Below are 20894 nucleotides of genomic sequence, written 5' to 3'. Positions count from 1 at the left end.
CGCTCGCTGAAACAGGTAACTGATGCTACGTCAGCTGTTTTTCTCTGGTGCCGTGGCCGCCTGCAACATGGAAGTATTGTTCGCACGCCGTAAAAAACGATGCTTTTGTCGGGCATTGTCCTTTCGACGAGTGTGGTCAATAGACTCATGCAGCGCGTTTCACCAGAATTTATCTCAACTCATACAGGTAGCACTGTGACGAAAGACGAACTGCGCGCGGAACTTGAGCGCCAGGAACAACGTTACAAGGAAGTTTACGGCGGGGAAGTCACCACCTACGCCGCTCAGCCCGAACCGGAACGCAAACCCTGGCGTAAACGCGCCACCGTTCAGGATCAGGCATTCACCCAGGAATTGCAGAAGATGGAAAAGGAACTCAAAGCCGAAGAGCCATGATCACTTCGGCCTGAATCCTTTCAAGGGTCTGCATCTGCACCCGTTAAAAGCGGGTTGTATCGATGATGCCTTTCGCGCCCGCTACAAGCGGGCAGCGGCCACCTCACCCTGTGGATGAGGAAAATGGCACACGCCTGACCCGCTTCTCAGATATTTCACACAAGCATCCAAGCCTCTCGGCTTCGCGAGAGAAACCCTTGTGGCTGCGGCCTTTTCATCTGAATTCAATGACTTGCAAAACCCGGCAAAAACCTCGGGCATAGGCTATCGTCACAAACTAATTCGTTGAAGAATGTTACCGATGAACACCTAGTGCATCGATTAGCAGTCTTTTCTGGCATAATCGCGCCCCCTTATGACCGGGTCAGAAAACCTTCATGATCGATTTATTCAGCGGACTGGATGCTTGGGTGCTTGTGAGCCTCTTGCTCGCCCTGGCCTTTGTCCTCGCCTTCGAGTTCATCAACGGCTTTCATGACACCGCTAACGCGGTGGCCACCGTTATCTACACCAAAGCCATGCCGCCTCATCTGGCGGTGTTCTTTTCCGGTGTGTTCAACTTTCTCGGCGTACTGCTGGGCGGTGTCGGCGTGGCGTATGCCATCGTCCACCTGCTGCCGGTAGAGCTGCTGATCAATGTGAACACCGGTCACGGGCTGGCCATGGTGTTCTCGCTGCTCGCCGCCGCCATCACCTGGAACCTGGGCACCTGGTACTTCGGTATCCCGGCCTCCAGCTCCCATACGCTGATCGGTTCGATCCTCGGTGTCGGCCTGGCCAACGCGTTGATCAACGACATTCCGTTGGCCGATGGCGTGAACTGGCAGAAGGCGATCGATATCGGTGCCTCCCTGGTCTTCTCGCCGATGGCGGGTTTCCTGGTCGCCGCGCTCATATTGATCGGCCTTAAATGGTGGCGTCCTCTGTCGAAGATGCACAAGACACCGGAACAGCGCCGCAAGATCGACGACAAGAAACACCCGCCGTTCTGGAACCGCCTGGTACTGGTGATCTCGGCCATGGCCGTGAGTTTCGTGCACGGTTCCAACGATGGCCAGAAAGGTATCGGCCTGATCATGCTGGTGCTGATCGGTATCGTGCCGGCGCAGTTCGTACTCGACCTGGGCAGCACGACCTACCAGATCGAACGGACTCGCGACGCGACCCTGCACCTGAGCCAGTTCTACAAGCGTAACGCCGACACCCTGGGCGAATACCTGGCCCTGGGCAAAAGCGTGGAAGGCGATCTGCCGGAGAAATTCCGTTGCAACCCGCAACAGACCGAACCGACCATCACCGCCCTCCTCGGCACCCTTAAAGGTGTAGCGGATTACCACTCGCTGTCGCCGGAAAGCCGCATCGAAGTGCGTCGCTACCTGCTCTGCCTGGACGACACGGCGAAGAAAGTCGGCAAGCTGCCTGGCTTGGCTGCCCGTGAAAAGGCTGACCTGGACAAACTGCGCAAAGACCTGACCACCACCACCGAATACGCCCCGTTCTGGGTGATTCTGGCGGTGGCCCTGGCCCTCGGCCTGGGGACCATGGTCGGCTGGAAACGCGTGGTGCTGACCATCGGCGAGAAGATCGGCAAGCAGGGCATGACTTACTCCCAAGGCATGTCGGCACAGATCACCACCGCGAGCCTGATCGGCATGGCCAACATCTTCAGCCTGCCCGTCTCCACCACCCACGTCCTGTCCTCAGGCGTTGCCGGCACCATGGTCGCCAACAAAAGCGGCCTGCAAGGCGGCACCGTACGGACCATCCTGCTGGCCTGGGTCCTGACCCTGCCCGCGACAGTGGCCCTGTCGGCCGGCCTGTTCTGGCTGGCGTCGAAGGCACTGGGCAGCTGATACATGGCTGCAACGAAAAAGGCGCGTTCCGTGAGGTTCGCGCCTTTTTTATGGCCGAAGAAGCTGTGTAGGAGCTGTGTAGGAGCTGTCGAGTGAAACGAGGCTGCGATCTTTTGATCTTGATCTTTTTAAAAGCAAGATCAAAAGATCGCAGCCTCGTTTCACTCGACAGCTCCTACAGGGAGACTTTATTACCTTTCAGATTTTCGCAGGCAAAAAAAAGGGCAACCGAAGTTGCCCAAAATGCCTTGCGTGCTCATTACATCCAGAAAGAACTACGGTTTGCGCTTATGCGAATCCTTCCAGATAAAAAATCCAAACCCTGCGAAAAACAGAACCATGAGGCCGACTGTCAGCACTCCGGCGATCACCACGTTATCGAAAAACATGACGGCTCTCCTGCACTTGCCCTGTTGCGATAGGGCTAAGTTAACCAATCAGGCAGAAGAGAAAATTGACCGGGATCAATGTCGCCCGAGACAGGGCGTAAAGGAGGGGAAATAACTGACCTGCATCAACCGATGCAGGGTGTTTCAACGCTTTTTCGGCTTGTTCTTCGGTTTCTTCTTGGCTTTGCCCAACGGCATCGCCTGCTCAAACGCCTGGCGCACTTCATTCAGACGCTTTTCATTAAGGTCATGAACCCGCTTGGCGCGTTCAGAATTGAGATCAATCAGCTTGTCGTCTTGGCTCATGGTGCTCAGTACATCGTATGGCAGGTTTGTCGTAATAATGAGGTCTGACGGCAGCGCTGACCAGCCACCCCCTCAAATCTGGATATCGACCCACAACCCCTGGCGCGGCTGATCTTCCATCAACGGCGCCACCGGCACGGTATTGTCGGCATTGAGCTCGACACCCGGAACCGCCAGATGCTCATCCGGATCTTCATCAGCCTCACGACGCCGCCGATCCCGCTCCTGCTTGCGCCGTTGTTCCTCGCGCAGCTGAAAAGCCGCTTCCTCGGGATCACGCTGCTGCAGGTCGATGGTGCTTTCGTTGGAGCTTTCCTGCACCGGCACGACAGGCGGAATATCCGGGCGCTGGCGAATCGGGTCCTGCTGTGACGTGATCGGCACGGCACTCAAGGGGAGCATCGGTGGCAGCATAATTATTTAGTCTCCTGTCAGCAGGCTGTCGGCTGCGGGGATGGCGACTTGAGCCATCGGTCGCAAACTGTGACCGGTTTGGCACGGATTGGTGCCCCGACCGGCAAGCATCGCATCGTTGGACTAACGTAAGACTGCGAGTTTTTATGAGAGTCCTTTGGCCCTGAAGCCCTCATTCCGTTAAGATAGCCCGCTTTTTCAAGGTGGGAGTCAGGCAGCATGGCGCAGCAGTATCAACCGGGGCAACGCTGGATCAGTGACAGCGAAGCCGAGCTGGGTTTAGGCACCGTTCTGGCACAGGACGGCCGCTTGTTGACCGTGCTCTATCCGGCCACTGGCGAGACTCGCCAGTACGCGCTACGGAATGCGCCACTCACCCGCGTGCGGTTCTCACCGGGCGACTCCATCACTCACTTCGAAGGCTGGAAACTGACCGTCCAGGAAGTCGACGACGTCGATGGCCTGCTGGTCTACCACGGCCTCAACGCACAAAACGAAGTGGTTACCCTGCCGGAAACCCAGCTGTCGAACTTCATTCAGTTCCGACTGGCCAGCGACCGTTTGTTCGCCGGACAGATCGACCCACTGGCCTGGTTCTCCCTGCGCTACAACACCCTGGAACACACCAGCCGCCAATTGCAGTCCTCGCTCTGGGGCCTGGGCGGCGTGCGTGCGCAACCGATCGCGCACCAGTTGCACATCGCCCGTGAAGTCGCCGACCGCATTGCGCCGCGGGTTCTGCTGGCCGACGAAGTGGGCCTGGGCAAGACCATCGAAGCTGGCCTGGTGATCCATCGCCAACTGCTCTCGGGCCGCGCCAACCGCGTATTGATCCTGGTTCCGGAGAACCTTCAGCACCAGTGGCTGGTGGAGATGCGCCGCCGCTTCAACCTGCAAGTTGCGCTGTTCGACGAAGAACGCTTCATCGAAAGCGATGCCGCCAACCCGTTCGAAGACACCCAACTCGCGCTGGTTGCACTTGAGTGGCTGGTGGACGACGAGAAAGCCCAGGACGCGCTGTTCGCTGCCGGTTGGGACTTGCTGGTCGTCGACGAAGCGCACCACCTGGTCTGGCACGAAGACAAGACCAGCCCTGAATACACGCTGGTCGAGCAACTGGCCGAAGTCATTCCCGGCGTACTGCTGCTGACCGCCACCCCGGAACAACTGGGCCAGGACAGCCACTTCGCGCGCCTGCGCCTGCTTGACCCGAACCGTTTCCATGACCTGCACGCCTTCCGCGCCGAGAGCGAAAACTATCGCCCGGTGGCCGAAGCCGTTCAGGAGCTGCTGGACAAAGGACGCCTGTCGCCTGAAGCACACAAGACCATTCACGGTTTCCTCGGCAACGAAGGCGAAGCCCTGCTGACCGCCGTGAATGATGGCGACACCGAAGCCAGCGCCCGCCTGGTCCGTGAACTGCTGGACCGCCACGGCACCGGCCGCGTGCTGTTCCGCAACACCCGCGCCGCCGTGCAGGGTTTCCCGGAACGCAAACTGCATCCGTACCCGCTGCCGTGCCCGGACGAATACCTCGAACTGCCGCTGGGCGATCACGCCGAGCTGTACCCGGAAGTCAGCTTCCAGGCCCAGCCGGATGCCAACGAAGAAGAACGCTGGTGGAAATTCGACCCGCGCGTCGAGTGGCTGATCGATCAGTTGAAGATGCTCAAGCGCACTAAAGTGCTGGTGATCTGCGCCCACGCCGAAACCGCCATGGACCTGGAAGACGCCCTGCGCGTGCGCTCCGGGATTCCGGCCACGGTGTTCCACGAAGGCATGAACATCCTTGAGCGTGACCGCGCCGCCGCCTACTTCGCCGATGAAGAGTTCGGCGCGCAAGTGCTGATCTGCTCGGAAATCGGCAGTGAAGGTCGCAACTTCCAGTTCTCGCACCACCTGGTGCTGTTCGATCTGCCGTCGCACCCGGACCTGCTGGAGCAGCGTATCGGTCGTCTGGACCGGATCGGCCAGAAGCACATCATCGAACTGCACGTGCCGTACCTGGAAACCAGTCCGCAAGAGCGTCTGTTCCAGTGGTACCACGAAGCGCTGAACGCGTTCCTCAACACCTGCCCGACCGGCAACGCCTTGCAGCATCAGTTCGGCCCGCGCCTGCTGCCGCTGCTCGAAAACGCTGACGACGGCGAGTGGCAAGCACTGATCGACGAAGCCCGGGCCGAGCGTGAGCGTCTGGAAGCCGAACTGCACACCGGCCGTGACCGTTTGCTGGAACTCAACTCCGGCGGATCGGGCGAAGGCGATCAGTTGGTCGAGGACATCCTTGAGCAAGACGATCAGTTTGCCCTGCCGATCTACATGGAAACCCTGTTCGACGCCTTCGGCATCGACAGCGAAGACCATTCGGAAAACGCCCTGATCCTCAAGCCGAGCGAAAAAATGCTCGACGCCAGTTTCCCGCTGGGCGACGACGAAGGCGTGACCATCACTTACGACCGTAACCAGGCGCTGTCTCGCGAAGACATGCAGTTCATCACCTGGGAACACCCGATGGTGCAGGGCGGCATGGACCTGGTCTTGTCCGGTTCGATGGGCAACACCGCCGTGGCGCTGATCAAGAACAAGGCGCTGAAACCGGGCACCGTGTTGCTGGAACTGCTCTATGTCAGCGAAGTGGTTGCGCCGCGCTCGCTGCAACTGGGCCGTTACTTGCCGCCGGCCGCCCTGCGCTGCCTGCTCGACACCAATGGCAATGACTTGTCGGCCCGGGTGTCGTTCGAGACCTTGAACGACCAGTTGGAAAGCGTGCCCCGTGCCAGCGCCAACAAGTTCATCCAGGCTCAGCGCGATCAACTGACGCCGCGGATCAATGCCGGCGAAGAGAAAATCTTCCCGCGTCACGCCGAGCGAGTTGCCGAAGCGAAACGTCGTCTGGCAGCGGATACCGACGAAGAGCTGGCGCGTTTGACCGCACTGCAAGCGGTCAACCCGACCGTGCGCGACAGCGAACTGGTTGCCCTGCGCAAACAGCGTGAGCAAGGTTTGGCCATGCTCGACAAGGCTGCGTTGCGACTGGAAGCGATTCGGGTGTTGGTGGCGGGTTAAACCGCCCTGCTCTACCCTGCTAAAAAGAAGGCCCGCAGCGATGCGGGCCTTTTTTTGATCGGAAGAACTACAACAATCTCTGTAGGAGCGAGGCTTGCCCGCGAAGAACGATGATGCGGTTCTACAGTTAAATCGCGGTGCCTCCTTCGCGGGCAAGCCTCGCTCCCACAGTGATCTGTGGCTCAACAACAGCCACCAACCCTTCCTTCATCCGCTTGGCATCGCGAACAAAACACCGCGAAGCCAGGAACAGAAACACCATGGTGAAAAACAGCGCCACCGGGATCAGATACATCGCGTCATGCAAGCCGACCGCCTTGAACGCCTCGGTCATCTGCTCGGCGCCTGCTGCGGCCATCGCCGTGTGCGCGAAGTGGTCGGACAAACCGCCCACCACCACCGGCCCCAAACCACCGCCCAGCAAGTACAACCCGGCGAAGAACAATGCCATCGCCGTGGCCCGCAAGCGCGGTTCGACCACATCCTGAATCGCCGTGTAAACACAGGTGTAGAAGTTGTAAGCGAACAGCCAGCCCAGACTGAACACCGCGACGAACACGCCGATTTCGATCCGCCCGGCATGCAGCGCCCACGCCGTACACACCGTCGAGATAATCAGGCTGAACGCCGCAAACAGCAGGCGTCCATTGGCCACCCGCTGGTGAATCTTGTCGGCGACCCAGCCACCGAGCGTCAACCCGAACAACCCGGTCACGCCGACGATCACCCCGGTCGCCACCGCTGCTTCCTGCAACGGCATCAGGAAGTAACGCTGCAGCATCGGCACCAGAAACGAGTTGCAGGCATACGTGGCAAAGTTGAAGCACAGCCCCGCCATCACCAGCCACAGGAAGGTCGGCACCGCCAACACGCGACGGATCGGCCGGTCGATGCGTTCCTGGGAGACTTGCACGCTCTCTGCGGCGCCGCGTTTTGGCTCCTTGATGAAGAACATGAAGATCGCCAGGATCAGACCCGGCACCGCCGCGATGAAGAACGGCGCGCGCCAGCTGTCAAACGCCTTGACCATGGCGCCGATCGTGAAGAAGGCCAGCAGCAGGCCCAGTGGCAGGCCCAGCATGAAAATGCCCATGGCCCGAGCGCGACGGTGAGCCGGGAACAGGTCGCCGATCAGCGAGTTGGCGGCCGGTGCGTAACTGGCTTCGCCGATGCCGACGCCCATGCGCACGATCAGGAACGCCCAGAAATTGCCCACCAACCCGTTGACCGCTGTCAGGCCGCTCCACGCCGCCAGGCCCCAGCCCATCAGTTTGCTGCGCGAACCGGTATCGGCCATTCGCCCCAGCGGCAGGCCGGCAATGGCGTAAACGATGGTGAATGCAGTACCGATGATCCCCAGCTGAAAGTCGCTGAGGTGCCATTCCATGCGGATCGGTTCGATGATGATGGCCGGGATGGTGCGATCGAAGAAATTGAACAGGTTGGCCAGGAACAGCAGGAACAGAATGCGCCAGGCATTCGCCGCTTGGGTCGAGTTCTGCATGGGGTCCGTCTCTTTTATTGTTATTGGGGCCTCGCTGTCCCCGGAACCTCCAATCTAGTCAGGCCCGCCAAAGCTGTCTGTAATTATTCGTAATGCTGATATCAACCCATGGCGCATGTGGGAGCGGGCTTGCTCGCGAAGGGGCCGGTACATTCAATAAAGAGGGCGACTGATCCGCCGCCTTCGCGAGCAAGCCCGCTCCCACATTGGATTTGTGGTGTGAATGAGGTGGGTGTTCCACCGCCATTGGTCGCATAAAAAATATCTTTGCGCCCCTCTTCCCAAGCCAATGGCGAAGCCTAGAATAGCGGCCTTGCCTGCCCCACCAATCCCCCATCCCTCTTTGATTATCGCCCATGTCCGAAGCCAGTCCGTGTCTGAATTGCGGTGCCTGCTGTTCTCATTTTCGCGTGTCTTTTTTCTGGGGTGAATGCACCTCGGCCGGGGGAACGGTGCCTGACGAGTTGGTCGCGCCCATCAGCCCCAGCCGGGTGGCCATGCTGGGCACGGACTGCAAACCCACTCGTTGCATCGGGCTGGTCGGCGAAGTCGGCAGCACTGTTCAGTGCTCGATTTACGACAAGCGTTCCAGCACCTGTCGGGAGTTCGACGCCTCTTGGGCCAATGGCGAGGCAAACGTGGATTGTGATGCGGCACGGGCAGCGTTCGGATTGCCGGCCCTGCAACCTGAATTTGAGCTCCCTTATGAGCAGATCGCCTAAAGGTTGACGCCAGTAATTTCAAAATCATCAGCAGCAATGTGCCACTACCGCTTGCACTCTTTGTATGACCTCTATACTCCAACACATTCGCCAGTTTCATGGTGTCGGCTGGATAAATACGGGGCGTCCGATGGAGTGGCCTGCTTTATATTTTACGAACCAACTGCCAGAGACCGGCCAGGTTATACTCAATTGCGCCCATAACCCCTTTCTGGTGTTGCTCGCTTACGTGGTCGCCTGTGCGACCGGCTTCGCCACGCTGGACATCACCGAACGGGTTGGCCATGCCGAAAAACCCGCGTCCCAACGACTCTGGCGCTGGGTCGGTGCCGGGTGCCTGGCGGGCGGTATCTGGGCCATGCACTTCATCAGCATGCTGGCGTTCCAGGCGCCGATCGAAATCAATTACCAGCTGCCCATCACCCTGATTTCGCTGTTATTTGCATTGACGGCCTCGTGGCTGGCGATGCACACCCTCAGCCATCGTCATGTGAGTTTCTGGCAGACCCTGCGGGCCGCGGTGTGGATCGGCCTGGGTATCGCGACCATGCACTACGTGGGCATGGCCGCCATGCAGTCGAATGCCACGGCTTACTACGACCCTGCCCTGTTCGCCCTCTCCGTCGTCATCGCCATTGGCGCCAGCCTGGCCGCCCTGGTGATTTCCCGTCACCTGCGCGAAGGCAGCGGCGTGGCTCATCAACTGCTCAAATACACCGCCAGCCTGGTGCTCGGGGCCGGCATCGTCAGCATGCATTTCACCGGCATGGCAGCGCTCAGCCTGGTGCTGCCCATCGATAGCGCCCAGCCGCTGCCCGGCGACAACAACCACCTGCAACTGGGATTGACGGTGGCGATGATGACGCTGCTGATTATCGGCAGCAGCATCAGCGCCGCGCTCGCCGACAAGAAGCTGCAACACAAGGAAGGCGACCTGCAGCGGGTCAACACTCTCCTTGGCCAACTGGATCAGGCGCGGCTGTCGCTGCAACAGGTGGCGCACTACGACGCGCTGACCAACCTGATCAACCGCCGTGGCTTCAACCAGATTTTCGTCGAAAAACTGCTCGAGACGACCAACGAAGGCGGGATGCTGGCGGTGATGTTCCTCGACATCGACCACTTCAAGCGGATCAACGACAGCCTGGGCCATGACGCCGGCGACGAGTTGCTCAAGGTCCTGGCCGGCCACATCAAGGACTCGGTACGCAGCCAAGACGATGTGGTGGCGCGCTTTGGCGGGGACGAATTCTGCATCCTCATCGGCCTGCGTGACCGTGAAGAAGCGCGGCAAATGGCCCAGCGCATCATGCTGAAAATGAAAGACCCCATCGAGTTGGCCGGGCGCAGCATGGTCATGACCACCAGCATCGGCATCAGCGTGTTTCCGCAGGACGGCACAACCTGCGAGGAACTGCTGAAAAACGCCGACCTGGCGCTTTATCAATCCAAAGGCAGCGGACGCAACGGGCTGCATTTTTTCAGTCCGCACATGAAAACCCGCGCCACCCTGGAGCTGCAGCTCGAAGAAGAACTGCGGCACGCCCTGCGCAATGACGACGGATTGACCCTGTATTACCAACCGATCTACGACCTGAAAAGCAACCAGGTCACCAAGCTCGAAGCGCTGATTCGCTGGCAACACCCGGTTCACGGGTTGCTGGCACCGGATCGATTCATTGCCATTGCCGAGGCCAACGGCCTGATCGCCGAACTCGACAACTGGGTAATGCTCAAGGCCTGCGGGGATCTGGCCGAACTGTCCCGCCAAGGGCGCGAAGAACTCAAGATCGCCGTGAACTGCTCGCCGCTGAACCTTGCCCGCGAAGAACTGGCCGATGAAATCGAAAACGCCCTGCGCATCGCCGGGGTGTCGCCACAACGGCTGGAGCTGGAGGTCACCGAAAACGCGCTGATGGGCAACGTCGCCAACACCCTGTTGCTGCTGAAGCAGATCCGCTCCCTCGGGGTCTCGCTGTCGATCGACGACTTCGGCACCGGCTATTCATCCCTGGCCTACCTCAAGCGCCTGCCACTGAACACATTGAAAATCGACCGCTCGTTCATTCAGGAAATCCCCAAGGCCACCCAGGACATGGAAATCGTCCACGCCATTATCATCATGGCCCACACCCTGCATTTACAGGTCATCAGCGAGGGCGTCGAAACGCCCGAGCAGTATGAATTTCTCGAACGCCAGGGCTGCGACCTGGTTCAGGGCCACCTGTTCAGCCGTCCGGTGCCTCTGGCCGAGCTGCCGGCGGTGCTGGACGAAATCAATCAGCGCAAACATACGCGCAGTGTCAGTTCTCTGAGTCTGGCGTGCGGTACAACTGCACTAACGTCGACGGATCCTTTTCCAAAAAGCCCTGCCCCCCATGCAGGCGCATCAGTTGTGCGGCCAATCCGCTGATCGGCGTGGCCGAACCCTGTTCCCGGGAGAATTTCACTGCAGTGTCGAGGTCCTTGAGCAGCGTGCGCACGTGCCACTTCACCGGTTCGAAACGACTCTCGGCCATTTGCGGGGCCAGTATCTGCAACGGTTTTGAATCGGCAAAACCTCCCGCCAGCGCTTCGGCGATCAGGCTGGCGTCGACCCCGGAACGCTCGGCCAGCGCCACCACTTCCGCAATCACCAATGCATTGCAGGCAACGATCATCTGATTGCAGGCCTTGGTCACCTGCCCGGCGCCGACACCGCCCATGTGAGTCACCCGTTGACCGAGGTTCAGCAACACTGGCCTGACTCGTTCAAGGTCTGGCGCTTCGCCGCCGACCATAATCGCCAGGCTGCCGGCCTCGGCTCCGACGACCCCGCCAGACACCGGAGCATCCAGCCAGCGCATGCCGGATTGGCTGGCTAGCGCCGAGGCCATTTCCCGCGTTGCTGTCGGTTCCAGACTGGAAAAGTCCACCAGCAGCTGGCCACTTTTAGCGCCCTCGGCAATCCCGGCCGGGCCAAAAACCACCTCACGCACCACCGCCGTGTCCGCCAGGCAGAGCATCACCACATCAGCGTGCTGAGCCAATTCGGCCGCTGTCGCCACTTGCCGGGCGCCGGCCTCGACCAACGCTGCGCACTTGGCCGGATTGCGATTCCACACCGTCAGCGGATACCCCGCCGCCAACAGACGCCGGCACATGGGCAAGCCCATCAGGCCGATTCCGGCAAAACTCAACGAAGGTAGGGTTGACATCATTTAGCCTCCTTTTGATTAAAGATCGCCGAATATTGGCCGATTCATCATGACTAAGGAAAGGATTCCCCCGAGCGACGCTCAGGCTTTGACCCTGACGCTTGGGCAAAATACGCGCTGAATAAAGTCGCGAGTTCCTATTCCGTGAAGGTTCGACGACACCGTGTCGCCGAGCCAACCAGCCCAGGTACATGGCGCCCAATGACTTCTAAAAATAATCCGGCCACTACGGTTTCCGACCTGACACTGAGCCCTGCGGCGAACAGCCCCTCATCGTCGAAGCCATTGATCCCGTCTCGTCCGCTGGGCACCCAGCAATACCTGTATTTCACCGAAACCAACACCGACCGCATCCTCGATAACCTCGATGGCCTGCGCGACATGGTGTTCCCGCGCCCACCGCACCTGGAAGGCGACAACGAACAGCACAACGACCAGGAATTCCCGTCGGTGTGCCTGATCGGCCTGGGACGTTGCGGATCGAACATTGCGCTGGACGTCGCGGAACTGGTGTACAACGCCCGCAAGTTCTACCTCAACGAATTCAACAACGAAGACCGTCTGTCGCCGGACAAACGCTACGCCGAAAAGGGCTACAGCCCGGCGCAGTGGATCCGCAACAACCTGCGCCTGGGCACGAACAAGGCCACCAAACCGGTGTTCCTGGTCGAGCCGCTGGTAATGCTCGGCGACCTGGACAAAGACATCGCCGGTCGCATCCGCTTCTCGCGCAAAGGCGAAAAAAGCGGCTTCCTGCGCGACTACAGCAAAATGAAGATCATGGACTTGTCGGAAGTCCACGCCGGTGGCGCCGGTAACGCGCCGATCCTCGGCCAGTACCTGGCCAAGATCATCCTGAACAAGGACACCCAGCGTTTCTCCAGCCCTGACTGGAAGATGATTCACTCGTACCTGATCGACAGCTGCGGGATCAAGGCCAACCAGTCGCGCCTGTATTTCTCGATCTTCAGTGCCGGTGGCGGTACCGGTTCGGGCATGGCCTCGGAATTCGGCCTGGCCCAGCAGCACTCGTACATGAACAAGACGTTCGACACCAAGCCGATGGATGAACACGACGGCAAGAGCGGTCACTCCTTCGTCTTCGAACCGATCTTCACCAGCGGCATCTGCGTACTGCCGAACATTTCCGATCACCGCAGCGAAATGTCCGAGGCGCTGCACATCAACGCCGGTCGCCTGTTGTGCAAATACCTGTCGGAAGAGTGGGACTTCTCCTACAACTTCGCCAACGAAGACAGCAGCGAAGCCAGCGTCATGGGCCGTATCCGCCCATGGAACGCGATGATGCTGATCTCCAACGACATCATGCGTTATGCCGAAGAAAGCGATGACGGCAACATTCAGAACATCGACGTCAACGCGATGGAAAAGCACGCCAACCAATACATCTCGCAGCAGATCTTCAACATTCTGACGGCGCAAGCGGTCACGACTGACTACGACCAGAACTATTTCCGTCGCGCCGGCATCGACATCGGCGAAACCATTCGCCTCGATGCCAACGACCTGTTCATGAGCCTGGCCGGCCCGGTGGCGATTGCCTACGCCGAATCCGTGGTGCCGGAAACCCCGCCGCCGAGCAGCGACAAATTCAAGGTGTTCGAGAAAGAGCCGCAGCGGCTGAACATCGATGACTTGTTCTTCCGCTCCATCGACCTGCCGCACTTCAACAAAGTGACCCAGGCGATCGAAGGCATCAGCCTGCTGCCGATCGAGTCCAAGCGCTATCGCGCCTCGCTGGAGCAGTACAAGAATTCCGGTTACGACGCGGCCGCGTTGCACGACCTGCACTTCTTCAAGAATTGCTCGTCGGTGGTATCGATTGTCTCGCTGCCGAAAGACTACAAGCTGTCCTACATGGACTTGAACCGGTTGAAGACCCACCTCAACAGCCTGTTCCCGAACACCACGCTCAAGCGTTATGCGCTGGTAATCGGTGCTTCGGCCAACTTGTCGCTGACCACGCTGATCGCCAAGAGCCCGTGCCTGTCGGACGACTTCCTGACGCTGATCGTGGCCTTCATCAAGCGTTGCTTCGCGAAAAACCCGTACCGTTTCGACGACACGCTGGATAACTCGATCCTGGACTTCATCATCAATGAAGACTTCGACGAAGACCTGATCGACGACTTGCTCAATGAGTTCGAGAACCCGGCGAAGATCCTCGACACCAACTGGTACGCGATCAAACCGATGTACGAGAAGAAGTACCGCGAGCTGATCAACGACAAGGACAAGTTTGTCTCGATCAACGACATTCGCCTGTCGCGCGATTGCGTGAAGAAGGCGATCAAGTACCTGCGCGAGATCTACCGTCACCGGATTGGCAAGACCAAGGTTATTTCGCTGAATAACCATACGGGCAAGACTTTCTAAGCAAGTCGCGGTACCGAGTCGCCCCCTTCGCGAGCAAGCCCGCTCCCACATTCAACCGTATTTCTTCAGAAGGAATACGGTTGAATGTGGGAGCGGGCTTGCTCGCGAAGGCGGTCTGACATTCACCACAAAACCCACCGTCTGACTCACAATCAGAAACAATTAAGCAGCCCGAAGGCTGCTCAATAAACTGTTCCCGTTACGTTTACGTCACCCTCGCCAGGACCCTTCTGTGGCCTTTCTCTACGGCAACGTGCCATCACGCTACTCACCTACACACTTTTAGTTGCGCATTCGGCGCACCAATAAAGTGCGCGGTGTCAGCTCGTCGCCCTTTCCTGGATCAGAATCCACGGTGAAACGACCACAGCCCATAGCTCCGGGTCGCGTTCAAAAAGATCCAGCGCCCGCGTTTCAGACAGCTTGGCGACCCTGTCGGCAGCCAGCCAGGCAGCCACTTTCTCGCCTTCGTCCGTCGCCACGGCCTCTGCTGCGGCGATCAAATCCAGGCCTGGATCGACCCACAATAGGGCACCCCTGGCGAAGAAGGGCTCCAACTCTTTCCACGTAATAGATGCGGTTTCACCAAGCAGCTTGGCATAGAGGGTGCTAGGTTCTTGATTCATGGGCGCTGTCCGGAAAAGAAATCGACGCGAATGATAACGTCGGTGGTCTGGCAGAAAAACCCGGATGCAATTGAGTCACCGAATGAAAAGAGCAGGAAAGCCAGGGAATGCTGCTGAATCAAGCAATTAGCCAGCTAACATCCCGCCGCGATTCTGTCTTTTTCTTTCAATAAAGCGACACCCTCAGGGTTTGCCCCCCGGCGCCAGCTTCCCAGGCTAACAATTGGCGCTCTACACTGTACCGGTACAGTTGCCGGGGGCATTTTCCGGAGGATATCGAAGATATCTGACCCGGTTCTGCTGCTACGGCGCCAGGACTATAAAAACTACAACAGTAAGAGTGGAGCACTATGACTAAGGCTACTAAGCAGATTTCCAAACTGTTTGCCGCTATGGTTCTGGCCGGGGTTGCCAGCCATTCGTTCGCAGCTGACACCATCAAGATCGGCATCGCCGGCCCTAAAACCGGCCCTGTAGCCCAATACGGCGACATGCAGTTCAGTGGCGCCAAAATGGCCATCGAACAGATCAACGCCAAAGGCGGCGTAGACGGCAAGCAACTGGTCGCCGTTGAATACGATGACGCCTGTGATCCAAAACAAGCGGTAGCGGTAGCGAACAAAGTCGTCAACGACGGCGTCAAGTTCGTGGTCGGTCACCTGTGTTCCAGCTCCACCCAACCGGCTTCGGACATCTACGAAGACGAAGGCGTGATCATGATCACCCCGGCTGCCACCAGCCCGGACATCACCGCCCGTGGTTACAAAATGGTGTTCCGCACCATCGGTCTGGACAGCGCCCAGGGCCCTGCCGCCGGTAACTACATCGCCGACTTCGTAAAACCGAAGATCGTTGCTGTTCTGCACGACAAACAGCAATACGGTGAAGGCATCGCCACCGCCGTTAAAACCACTCTTGAGAAGAAAGGCACCAAGGTTGCCGTGTTCGAAGGCATCAACGCCGGCGACAAGGACTTCTCCTCGATCATCGCCAAGCTCAAGCAAGCCAACGTCGACTTCGTCTACTACGGCGGCTACCACCCGGAGCTGGGCCTGATCCTGCGTCAATCCCAGGAAAAAGGCTTGAAAGCCAAGTTCATGGGTCCGGAAGGCGTGGGTAACGACTCCATTTCGCAGATCGCCAAAGACGCTTCCGAAGGTCTGCTGGTAACCCTGCCGAAATCCTTCGACCAGGATCCGGCCAACATCGCCCTGGCTGACGCGTTCAAGGCGAAGAAAGAAGACCCGAGCGGTCCGTTCGTGTTCCCGGCCTACTCGGCTGTGACCGTGATTGCTGACGGCATCAAGGCTGCCAAGTCCGAAGACACTGCCAAAGTGGCTGCTGCCATCCACGCAGGCACCTTCAAGACGCCTACCGGCGACTTGGCCTTCGATGACAAGGGCGACCTGAAAGACTTCAAATTTGTGGTTTACGAGTGGCACTTCGGCAAACCAAAAACTGAAGCCAAGCCTCAGTAAGGCGTTGCCTGACTGACTGCCAATAAAGCCCACGGCGTGCCGTGGGCTTTGTTTTACGAACGTATTGGGCCGCGCTGGCGTGATCCGCCAGTCTCCCCACCTGAAAATCTCAAAACCGTCATCAGCGGTTCGCTGGCAAACCTCGCGTTCGAAGTGGATGCAGATCCACGGGGCTCGAGCGGGAAAATGACTCCACCAGTGAAATGCGTATCAGGTTTTTAGGAGCGCTGTAATGCCTGACATCTATCACTTCTTCCAACAGCTGGTTAATGGTCTGACCATTGGCAGTACGTATGCCCTGATCGCCATCGGCTATACGATGGTTTACGGCATCATTGGAATGATCAACTTCGCCCACGGCGAGGTGTACATGATCGGCTCCTACGTGGCGTTCATCGCCATCGCCGGGCTGACAATGATGGGACTCGACAGTGTTCCGCTGTTGATGACCGCCGCTTTCCTCGCGACCATCGTCGTGACCAGTGCCTACGGTTACAGCATCGAACGGATCGCCTACCGCCCCCTGCGCGGCAGCAACCGTCTGATCCCGCTGATTTCCGCCATCGGCATGTCGATCTTCCTGCAGAACACGGTTCTGCTGGCGCAAGACTCCAAGGACAAATCCATCCCCAACCTGATCCCCGGCAACATTGCCTTCGGGCCAGGTGGCGCACATGAAGTGCTGATTTCCTACATGCAAATCGTGGTGTTCGTGGTGACGTTGATCGCCATGCTCGGCCTGACGCTGTTCATCTCCCGCTCTCGCCTGGGTCGCGCCTGCCGCGCCTGTGCCGAAGACATCAAGATGGCCAACCTGCTGGGTATCAACACCAACAACATCATCGCCCTGACCTTCGTCATCGGTGCCGCCCTGGCGGCCATCGCGGCCGTGCTGTTGAGCATGCAATACGGCGTGATCAACCCGAACGCCGGTTTCCTCGTCGGCCTCAAGGCCTTCACCGCTGCGGTACTGGGCGGTATCGGCAGCATCCCCGGCGCCATGCTCGGCGGGCTGGTGCTCGGTGTCGCAGAAGCCTTCGGTGCCGATATCTTCGGCGACCAGTACAAGGACGTTGTCGCGTTCGGCCTGCTGGTTCTGGTGTTGTTGTTCCGGCCAACCGGCCTGCTGGGTCGTCCGGAGGTTGAGAAAGTATGACTAGGAATCTTAAACAGGCGTTGTTCAGCGCCTTGCTGGTGTGGGCCGTTGCCTACCCGGTACTGGGTCTGAAGCTGACAATCGTCGGCATCAACCTCGAAGTCCATGGCACCAGCACTGCAACGCTGATCACCATCGCCGTCTGCTCGGTGCTGATGTTCCTGCGTGTGTTGTTCGATCAACAGATCAGCTCCGCCTGGCGATCGTCGCCAAGCATGCCGTTGATTCCGGCCAAGGCCAGCAACTTCCTGACCCTGCCGACCACCCAGCGCTGGATCATCATTGCGCTGATCGCCGGTGCCCTGGTCTGGCCGTTCTTCGGCTCGCGCGGTGCGGTGGATATCGCGACGCTGGTGTTGATCTACGTGATGCTCGGCCTCGGCCTGAACATCGTGGTCGGCCTGGCCGGTCTGCTCGACCTCGGTTACGTCGGTTTCTATGCCGTCGGTGCCTACAGTTATGCGCTGCTGTCGCATTACTACGGTCTGAGCTTCTGGATCTGCCTGCCGATCGCCGGCCTGATGGCGGCCACGTTCGGCTTCCTGCTCGGCTTCCCGGTCTTGCGTTTGCGCGGTGACTACCTGGCAATCGTGACCCTGGGCTTCGGTGAAATCATCCGTCTGTTCCTGCGTAACCTGACCGGTCTCACCGGTGGCCCGAACGGCATCAGCAACATCGAGAAGCCAACGTTCTTCGGCCTGACCTTCGAACGTAAAGCGGCCGAAGGCATGCAGACGTTCCATGAGTACTTCGGCCTGGAATACAACTCGATCAACAAGGTGATTTTCCTCTACCTGGTTGCGCTGTTGCTGGCCCTCGGTGCGTTGTTCGTGATCAACCGCTTGCTGCGCATGCCGCTGGGTCGTGCCTGGGAAGCGTTGCGTGAAGACGAAATCGCCTGCCGTGCGCTGGGTCTCAATCCTACGGTCATCAAGCTGTCGGCCTTCACCCTCGGCGCGGCATTCGCCGGTTTTGCCGGCAGCTTCTTCGCTGCCCGTCAGGGCCTGGTGACACCGGAGTCGTTCACCTTCATCGAGTCGGCGATCATTCTCGCCATCGTCGTATTGGGTGGCATGGGCTCGCAGCTGGGCGTGATCCTCGCGGCCGTGGTGATGATCCTGTTGCCTGAAATGATGCGTGAGTTCAGTGAGTACCGCATGTTGATGTTCGGCGCCTTGATGGTGCTGATGATGATCTGGCGTCCTCAAGGCCTGCTGCCCATGCAACGTCCTCACATGGAGCTGCGCAAATGAGCCGCGAGATCCTTAAAGTCGAAAATCTGAGCATGCGCTTCGGCGGCTTGCTGGCGGTCAACGGCGTGGCCCTGACCGTGAAAGAAAAACAGGTGGTTGCGTTGATCGGCCCTAACGGTGCCGGCAAGACCACGGTGTTCAACTGCCTGACCGGTTTCTACAAACCAAGTGGTGGTAGCATCCTGCTGGACGGCGAGCCGATCGAAGGCCTGCCGGGCCACAAGATCGCCCTCAAAGGCGTGGTGCGCACCTTCCAGAACGTGCGGTTGTTCAAGGACATGACGGCGGTCGAGAACCTCTTGATCGCGCAGCACCGTCACCTGAACACCAACTTCCTGTCCGGCCTGTTCAAGACCCCGGGGTTCCGCAAAAGCGAACGCGAAGCCATGGAGTTCGCCGAGTTCTGGCTGGACAAGGTCAACCTCACACAGTTCGCCAACCGTCCGGCCGGCACCCTGGCCTACGGTCAGCAACGTCGTCTGGAAATCGCCCGCTGCATGATGACCCGCCCGCGGATCCTCATGCTCGACGAACCGGCCGCCGGCCTGAACCCGAAGGAAACCGAGGACCTGAAGGCGCTGATCAGCATGCTGCGTGAAGAGCACAACGTCACCGTGCTGCTGATCGAACACGACATGAAACTGGTCATGAGCATTTCCGACCACATCGTCGTGATCAACCAGGGCACGCCTCTGGCCGACGGTACGCCGGAACAGATCCGCGACAATCCTGAAGTGATCAAAGCCTACCTGGGGGAAGCGTAAATGCTGCAATTCGAAAACGTTTCCACCTTCTACGGCAAGATCCAGGCGCTGCACAGCGTCAACGTCGAAGTCCGCCAGGGCGAGATCGTGACCCTGATCGGCGCCAACGGTGCCGGCAAGTCGACCTTGCTGATGACCCTCTGCGGTTCGCCGCAAGCCCACAGCGGCAGTATCCGCTACATGGGTGAAGAGCTCGTCGGCCAGGACTCGTCGCAGATCATGCGTAAAAGCATCGCGGTCGTGCCGGAAGGTCGTCGGGTATTTGCCCGCCTGACCGTGGAAGAGAACCTGTCCATGGGCGGATTCTTTACCAACAAGGGCGACTATCAGGAACAGATGGACAAGGTTCTCGAACTTTTCCCACGCCTGAAAGAACGCTTTGCCCAACGCGGCGGCACCATGTCCGGCGGCGAACAGCAAATGCTCGCCATCGGCCGTGCGCTGATGAGCAAACCCAAGCTGCTGCTGCTCGACGAACCTTCGTTGGGCCTGGCACCGATCATCATCCAGCAGATCTTCGACATCATCGAACAGCTGCGCAAGGATGGCGTGACGGTGTTCCTGGTAGAGCAGAACGCCAACCAGGCGCTGAAAATCGCTGACCGTGCTTACGTTCTGGAGAACGGTCGAGTGGTGATGACCGGCACTGGCGAAGCCCTGCTGACTGATCCGAAAGTGCGTGAAGCGTATCTGGGTGGTTGAGTCTTTGCGGTAAACAGAAAACGGCCTTCGGGCCGTTTTTTTGTGCCCGACACAAACCCTGATGACAAAAAAACCCCTTCATCCCTCGTAGGAGCTGTGTAGGAGCTGTCGAGTGAAACGAGGCTGCGATCTTTTGACTTTGATTTTTTAAAGAACAAGATCAAAAGATCGCAGCCTCGTTTCACTCGACAGCTCCTACACAGCTCCACAGTGGGTTGTGGTGGAGGTCTTACGGCTGCTCATTGAAAAAAAACCACTGTTGGCTGTAACGCATCGCGATGACCTTTCTCTAGAGGGGTAAGCCAGCACAAACGTGGCTTACCAAAACTCAAACAACGGAGAAACATCATGACTGCTACCACCCGCACCCTGTCCGCCACCGCCCTGGTTCTGGCCCTTGGTTCTGCGTTGAGCATGGCCGCTGTCTCCACCGTCCAGGCCGCTGACAACAGCAACATGGAAAAATGTTTCGGCGTGGCCATGAAAGGTCATAACGATTGCGCGGCTGGCGCTGGCACCACGTGCGCAGGCACCGCGAAAACCGACTTCCAGCCAAACGCCTGGAAACTGGTTCCTAAAGGCACCTGCGCCACCACCGAAAGCAAGACCTCGCCGACCGGTTTCGGTCAGATGGAAGCCTTCAAAGCCAAAGCCTGATCCGCCTCCCAGCC

Annotated in this window: 18 protein-coding genes; 12 read left to right on the top strand and 6 right to left on the bottom strand. The window is 58.8% G+C overall.

Features of this window, described 5'->3' with window-relative positions; translation table 11 throughout:
• Window positions 1–195 precede the first annotated feature (195 nt).
• On the top strand, window positions 196–396 hold the full coding sequence (locus ACA049_RS06520) for a hypothetical protein (RefSeq protein WP_007935837.1): 201 nt from the start codon (window positions 196–198) through the stop codon (window positions 394–396).
• Window positions 397–773: 377 nt separating this feature from the next.
• The gene (locus tag ACA049_RS06515) at window positions 774–2249 is read left to right on the top strand and encodes an inorganic phosphate transporter (protein WP_219095263.1); all 1476 of its coding nucleotides are present in this window, start codon (window positions 774–776) and stop codon (window positions 2247–2249) included.
• Window positions 2250–2524: 275 nt separating this feature from the next.
• Here ACA049_RS06515 and ccoM read toward each other — a convergent pair whose 3' ends face one another.
• The 3 genes from ccoM to ACA049_RS06500 all read right to left on the bottom strand — a co-directional run bounded on the left by ccoM (window position 2525) and on the right by ACA049_RS06500 (window position 3358).
• Entirely contained in the window at window positions 2525–2638 is a 114-nt protein-coding gene (ccoM, locus tag ACA049_RS06510; protein ID WP_010462558.1) for a cytochrome c oxidase subunit CcoM, read from the bottom strand.
• A gap of 144 nt (window positions 2639–2782) precedes the next feature.
• Window positions 2783–2944, bottom strand: a complete 162-nt coding sequence (locus ACA049_RS06505) for a hypothetical protein (RefSeq protein ID WP_007935839.1) — start codon at window positions 2942–2944, stop codon at window positions 2783–2785.
• 72 nt (window positions 2945–3016) lie between these two features.
• Window positions 3017–3358 carry an aspartate-semialdehyde dehydrogenase gene (locus ACA049_RS06500; RefSeq protein WP_497334027.1) on the bottom strand — a complete coding sequence of 114 codons (342 nt, stop codon included), beginning with the start codon at window positions 3356–3358 and terminating at the stop codon, window positions 3017–3019.
• A 219-nt stretch (window positions 3359–3577) separates the two neighbouring features.
• Here ACA049_RS06500 and rapA point away from each other — a divergent pair, with 219 nt between their 5' ends.
• Window positions 3578–6424, top strand: a complete 2847-nt coding sequence (gene rapA, locus ACA049_RS06495; protein WP_497334025.1) for an RNA polymerase-associated protein RapA — start codon at window positions 3578–3580, stop codon at window positions 6422–6424.
• A gap of 127 nt (window positions 6425–6551) precedes the next feature.
• On the opposite strand, the gene ACA049_RS06490 is transcribed toward rapA, so the two are convergent.
• Window positions 6552–7928: a spinster family MFS transporter gene (locus ACA049_RS06490; protein WP_497334023.1), complete on the bottom strand. Its 1377-nt coding sequence runs from the start codon at window positions 7926–7928 to the stop codon at window positions 6552–6554.
• A gap of 356 nt (window positions 7929–8284) precedes the next feature.
• On the opposite strand from ACA049_RS06490, the gene ACA049_RS06485 reads away from it, so the two are divergent.
• Together ACA049_RS06485 and ACA049_RS06480 are read left to right on the top strand one after the other, a co-directional pair.
• Window positions 8285–8650, top strand: coding sequence for a YkgJ family cysteine cluster protein (locus ACA049_RS06485; protein ID WP_497334021.1), 366 nt, complete (start codon window positions 8285–8287; stop codon window positions 8648–8650).
• A gap of 130 nt (window positions 8651–8780) precedes the next feature.
• Window positions 8781–11063, top strand: coding sequence for a putative bifunctional diguanylate cyclase/phosphodiesterase (locus ACA049_RS06480; RefSeq protein WP_497334019.1), 2283 nt, complete (start codon window positions 8781–8783; stop codon window positions 11061–11063).
• On the opposite strand, the gene ACA049_RS06475 is transcribed toward ACA049_RS06480, so the two are convergent.
• Window positions 10954–11850 (bottom strand): NAD(P)-dependent oxidoreductase, encoded by an 897-nt coding sequence (locus ACA049_RS06475; RefSeq protein ID WP_497334017.1) that lies wholly within the window; start codon window positions 11848–11850, stop codon window positions 10954–10956. The genes ACA049_RS06480 and ACA049_RS06475 overlap by 110 nt on opposite strands.
• Window positions 11851–12048: 198 nt before the next feature.
• Here ACA049_RS06475 and ACA049_RS06470 point away from each other — a divergent pair, with 198 nt between their 5' ends.
• Window positions 12049–14244 (top strand): hypothetical protein, encoded by a 2196-nt coding sequence (locus ACA049_RS06470; protein ID WP_497334015.1) that lies wholly within the window; start codon window positions 12049–12051, stop codon window positions 14242–14244.
• A gap of 320 nt (window positions 14245–14564) precedes the next feature.
• On the opposite strand, the gene ACA049_RS06465 is transcribed toward ACA049_RS06470, so the two are convergent.
• Window positions 14565–14870, bottom strand: coding sequence for a DUF2288 domain-containing protein (locus ACA049_RS06465; protein WP_497334013.1), 306 nt, complete (start codon window positions 14868–14870; stop codon window positions 14565–14567).
• Between the two features lie 350 nt (window positions 14871–15220).
• Between ACA049_RS06465 and ACA049_RS06460 the strand changes: the two genes are divergently transcribed.
• The 6 genes from ACA049_RS06460 to ACA049_RS06435 all read left to right on the top strand — a co-directional run bounded on the left by ACA049_RS06460 (window position 15221) and on the right by ACA049_RS06435 (window position 20880).
• Window positions 15221–16348 carry a branched-chain amino acid ABC transporter substrate-binding protein gene (locus tag ACA049_RS06460; RefSeq protein ID WP_497334011.1) on the top strand — a complete coding sequence of 376 codons (1128 nt, stop codon included), beginning with the start codon at window positions 15221–15223 and terminating at the stop codon, window positions 16346–16348.
• 232 nt (window positions 16349–16580) lie between these two features.
• A complete protein-coding gene (gene livH, locus ACA049_RS06455) occupies window positions 16581–17504 on the top strand; it encodes a high-affinity branched-chain amino acid ABC transporter permease LivH (protein ID WP_497334009.1) in 924 nt (307 codons plus the stop codon).
• The gene (locus tag ACA049_RS06450) at window positions 17501–18757 is read left to right on the top strand and encodes a high-affinity branched-chain amino acid ABC transporter permease LivM (RefSeq protein ID WP_497334007.1); all 1257 of its coding nucleotides are present in this window, start codon (window positions 17501–17503) and stop codon (window positions 18755–18757) included. Before livH ends, ACA049_RS06450 begins: the two co-directional genes overlap by 4 nt.
• Window positions 18754–19521, top strand: coding sequence for a high-affinity branched-chain amino acid ABC transporter ATP-binding protein LivG (livG, locus tag ACA049_RS06445; RefSeq protein ID WP_109628305.1), 768 nt, complete (start codon window positions 18754–18756; stop codon window positions 19519–19521). Before ACA049_RS06450 ends, livG begins: the two co-directional genes overlap by 4 nt.
• Window positions 19522–20223, top strand: a complete 702-nt coding sequence (locus ACA049_RS06440; RefSeq protein ID WP_109628304.1) for an ABC transporter ATP-binding protein — start codon at window positions 19522–19524, stop codon at window positions 20221–20223.
• A gap of 348 nt (window positions 20224–20571) precedes the next feature.
• A complete protein-coding gene (locus ACA049_RS06435) occupies window positions 20572–20880 on the top strand; it encodes a BufA1 family periplasmic bufferin-type metallophore (RefSeq protein ID WP_497334005.1) in 309 nt (102 codons plus the stop codon).
• Window positions 20881–20894: the final 14 nt, after the last annotated feature.

The organism is Pseudomonas sp. LBUM1662 (assembly GCF_059695915.1).
The sequence above is the reverse complement of the archived record's forward strand: the minus strand, read 5'-3'. Positions and strand labels throughout refer to the sequence as shown.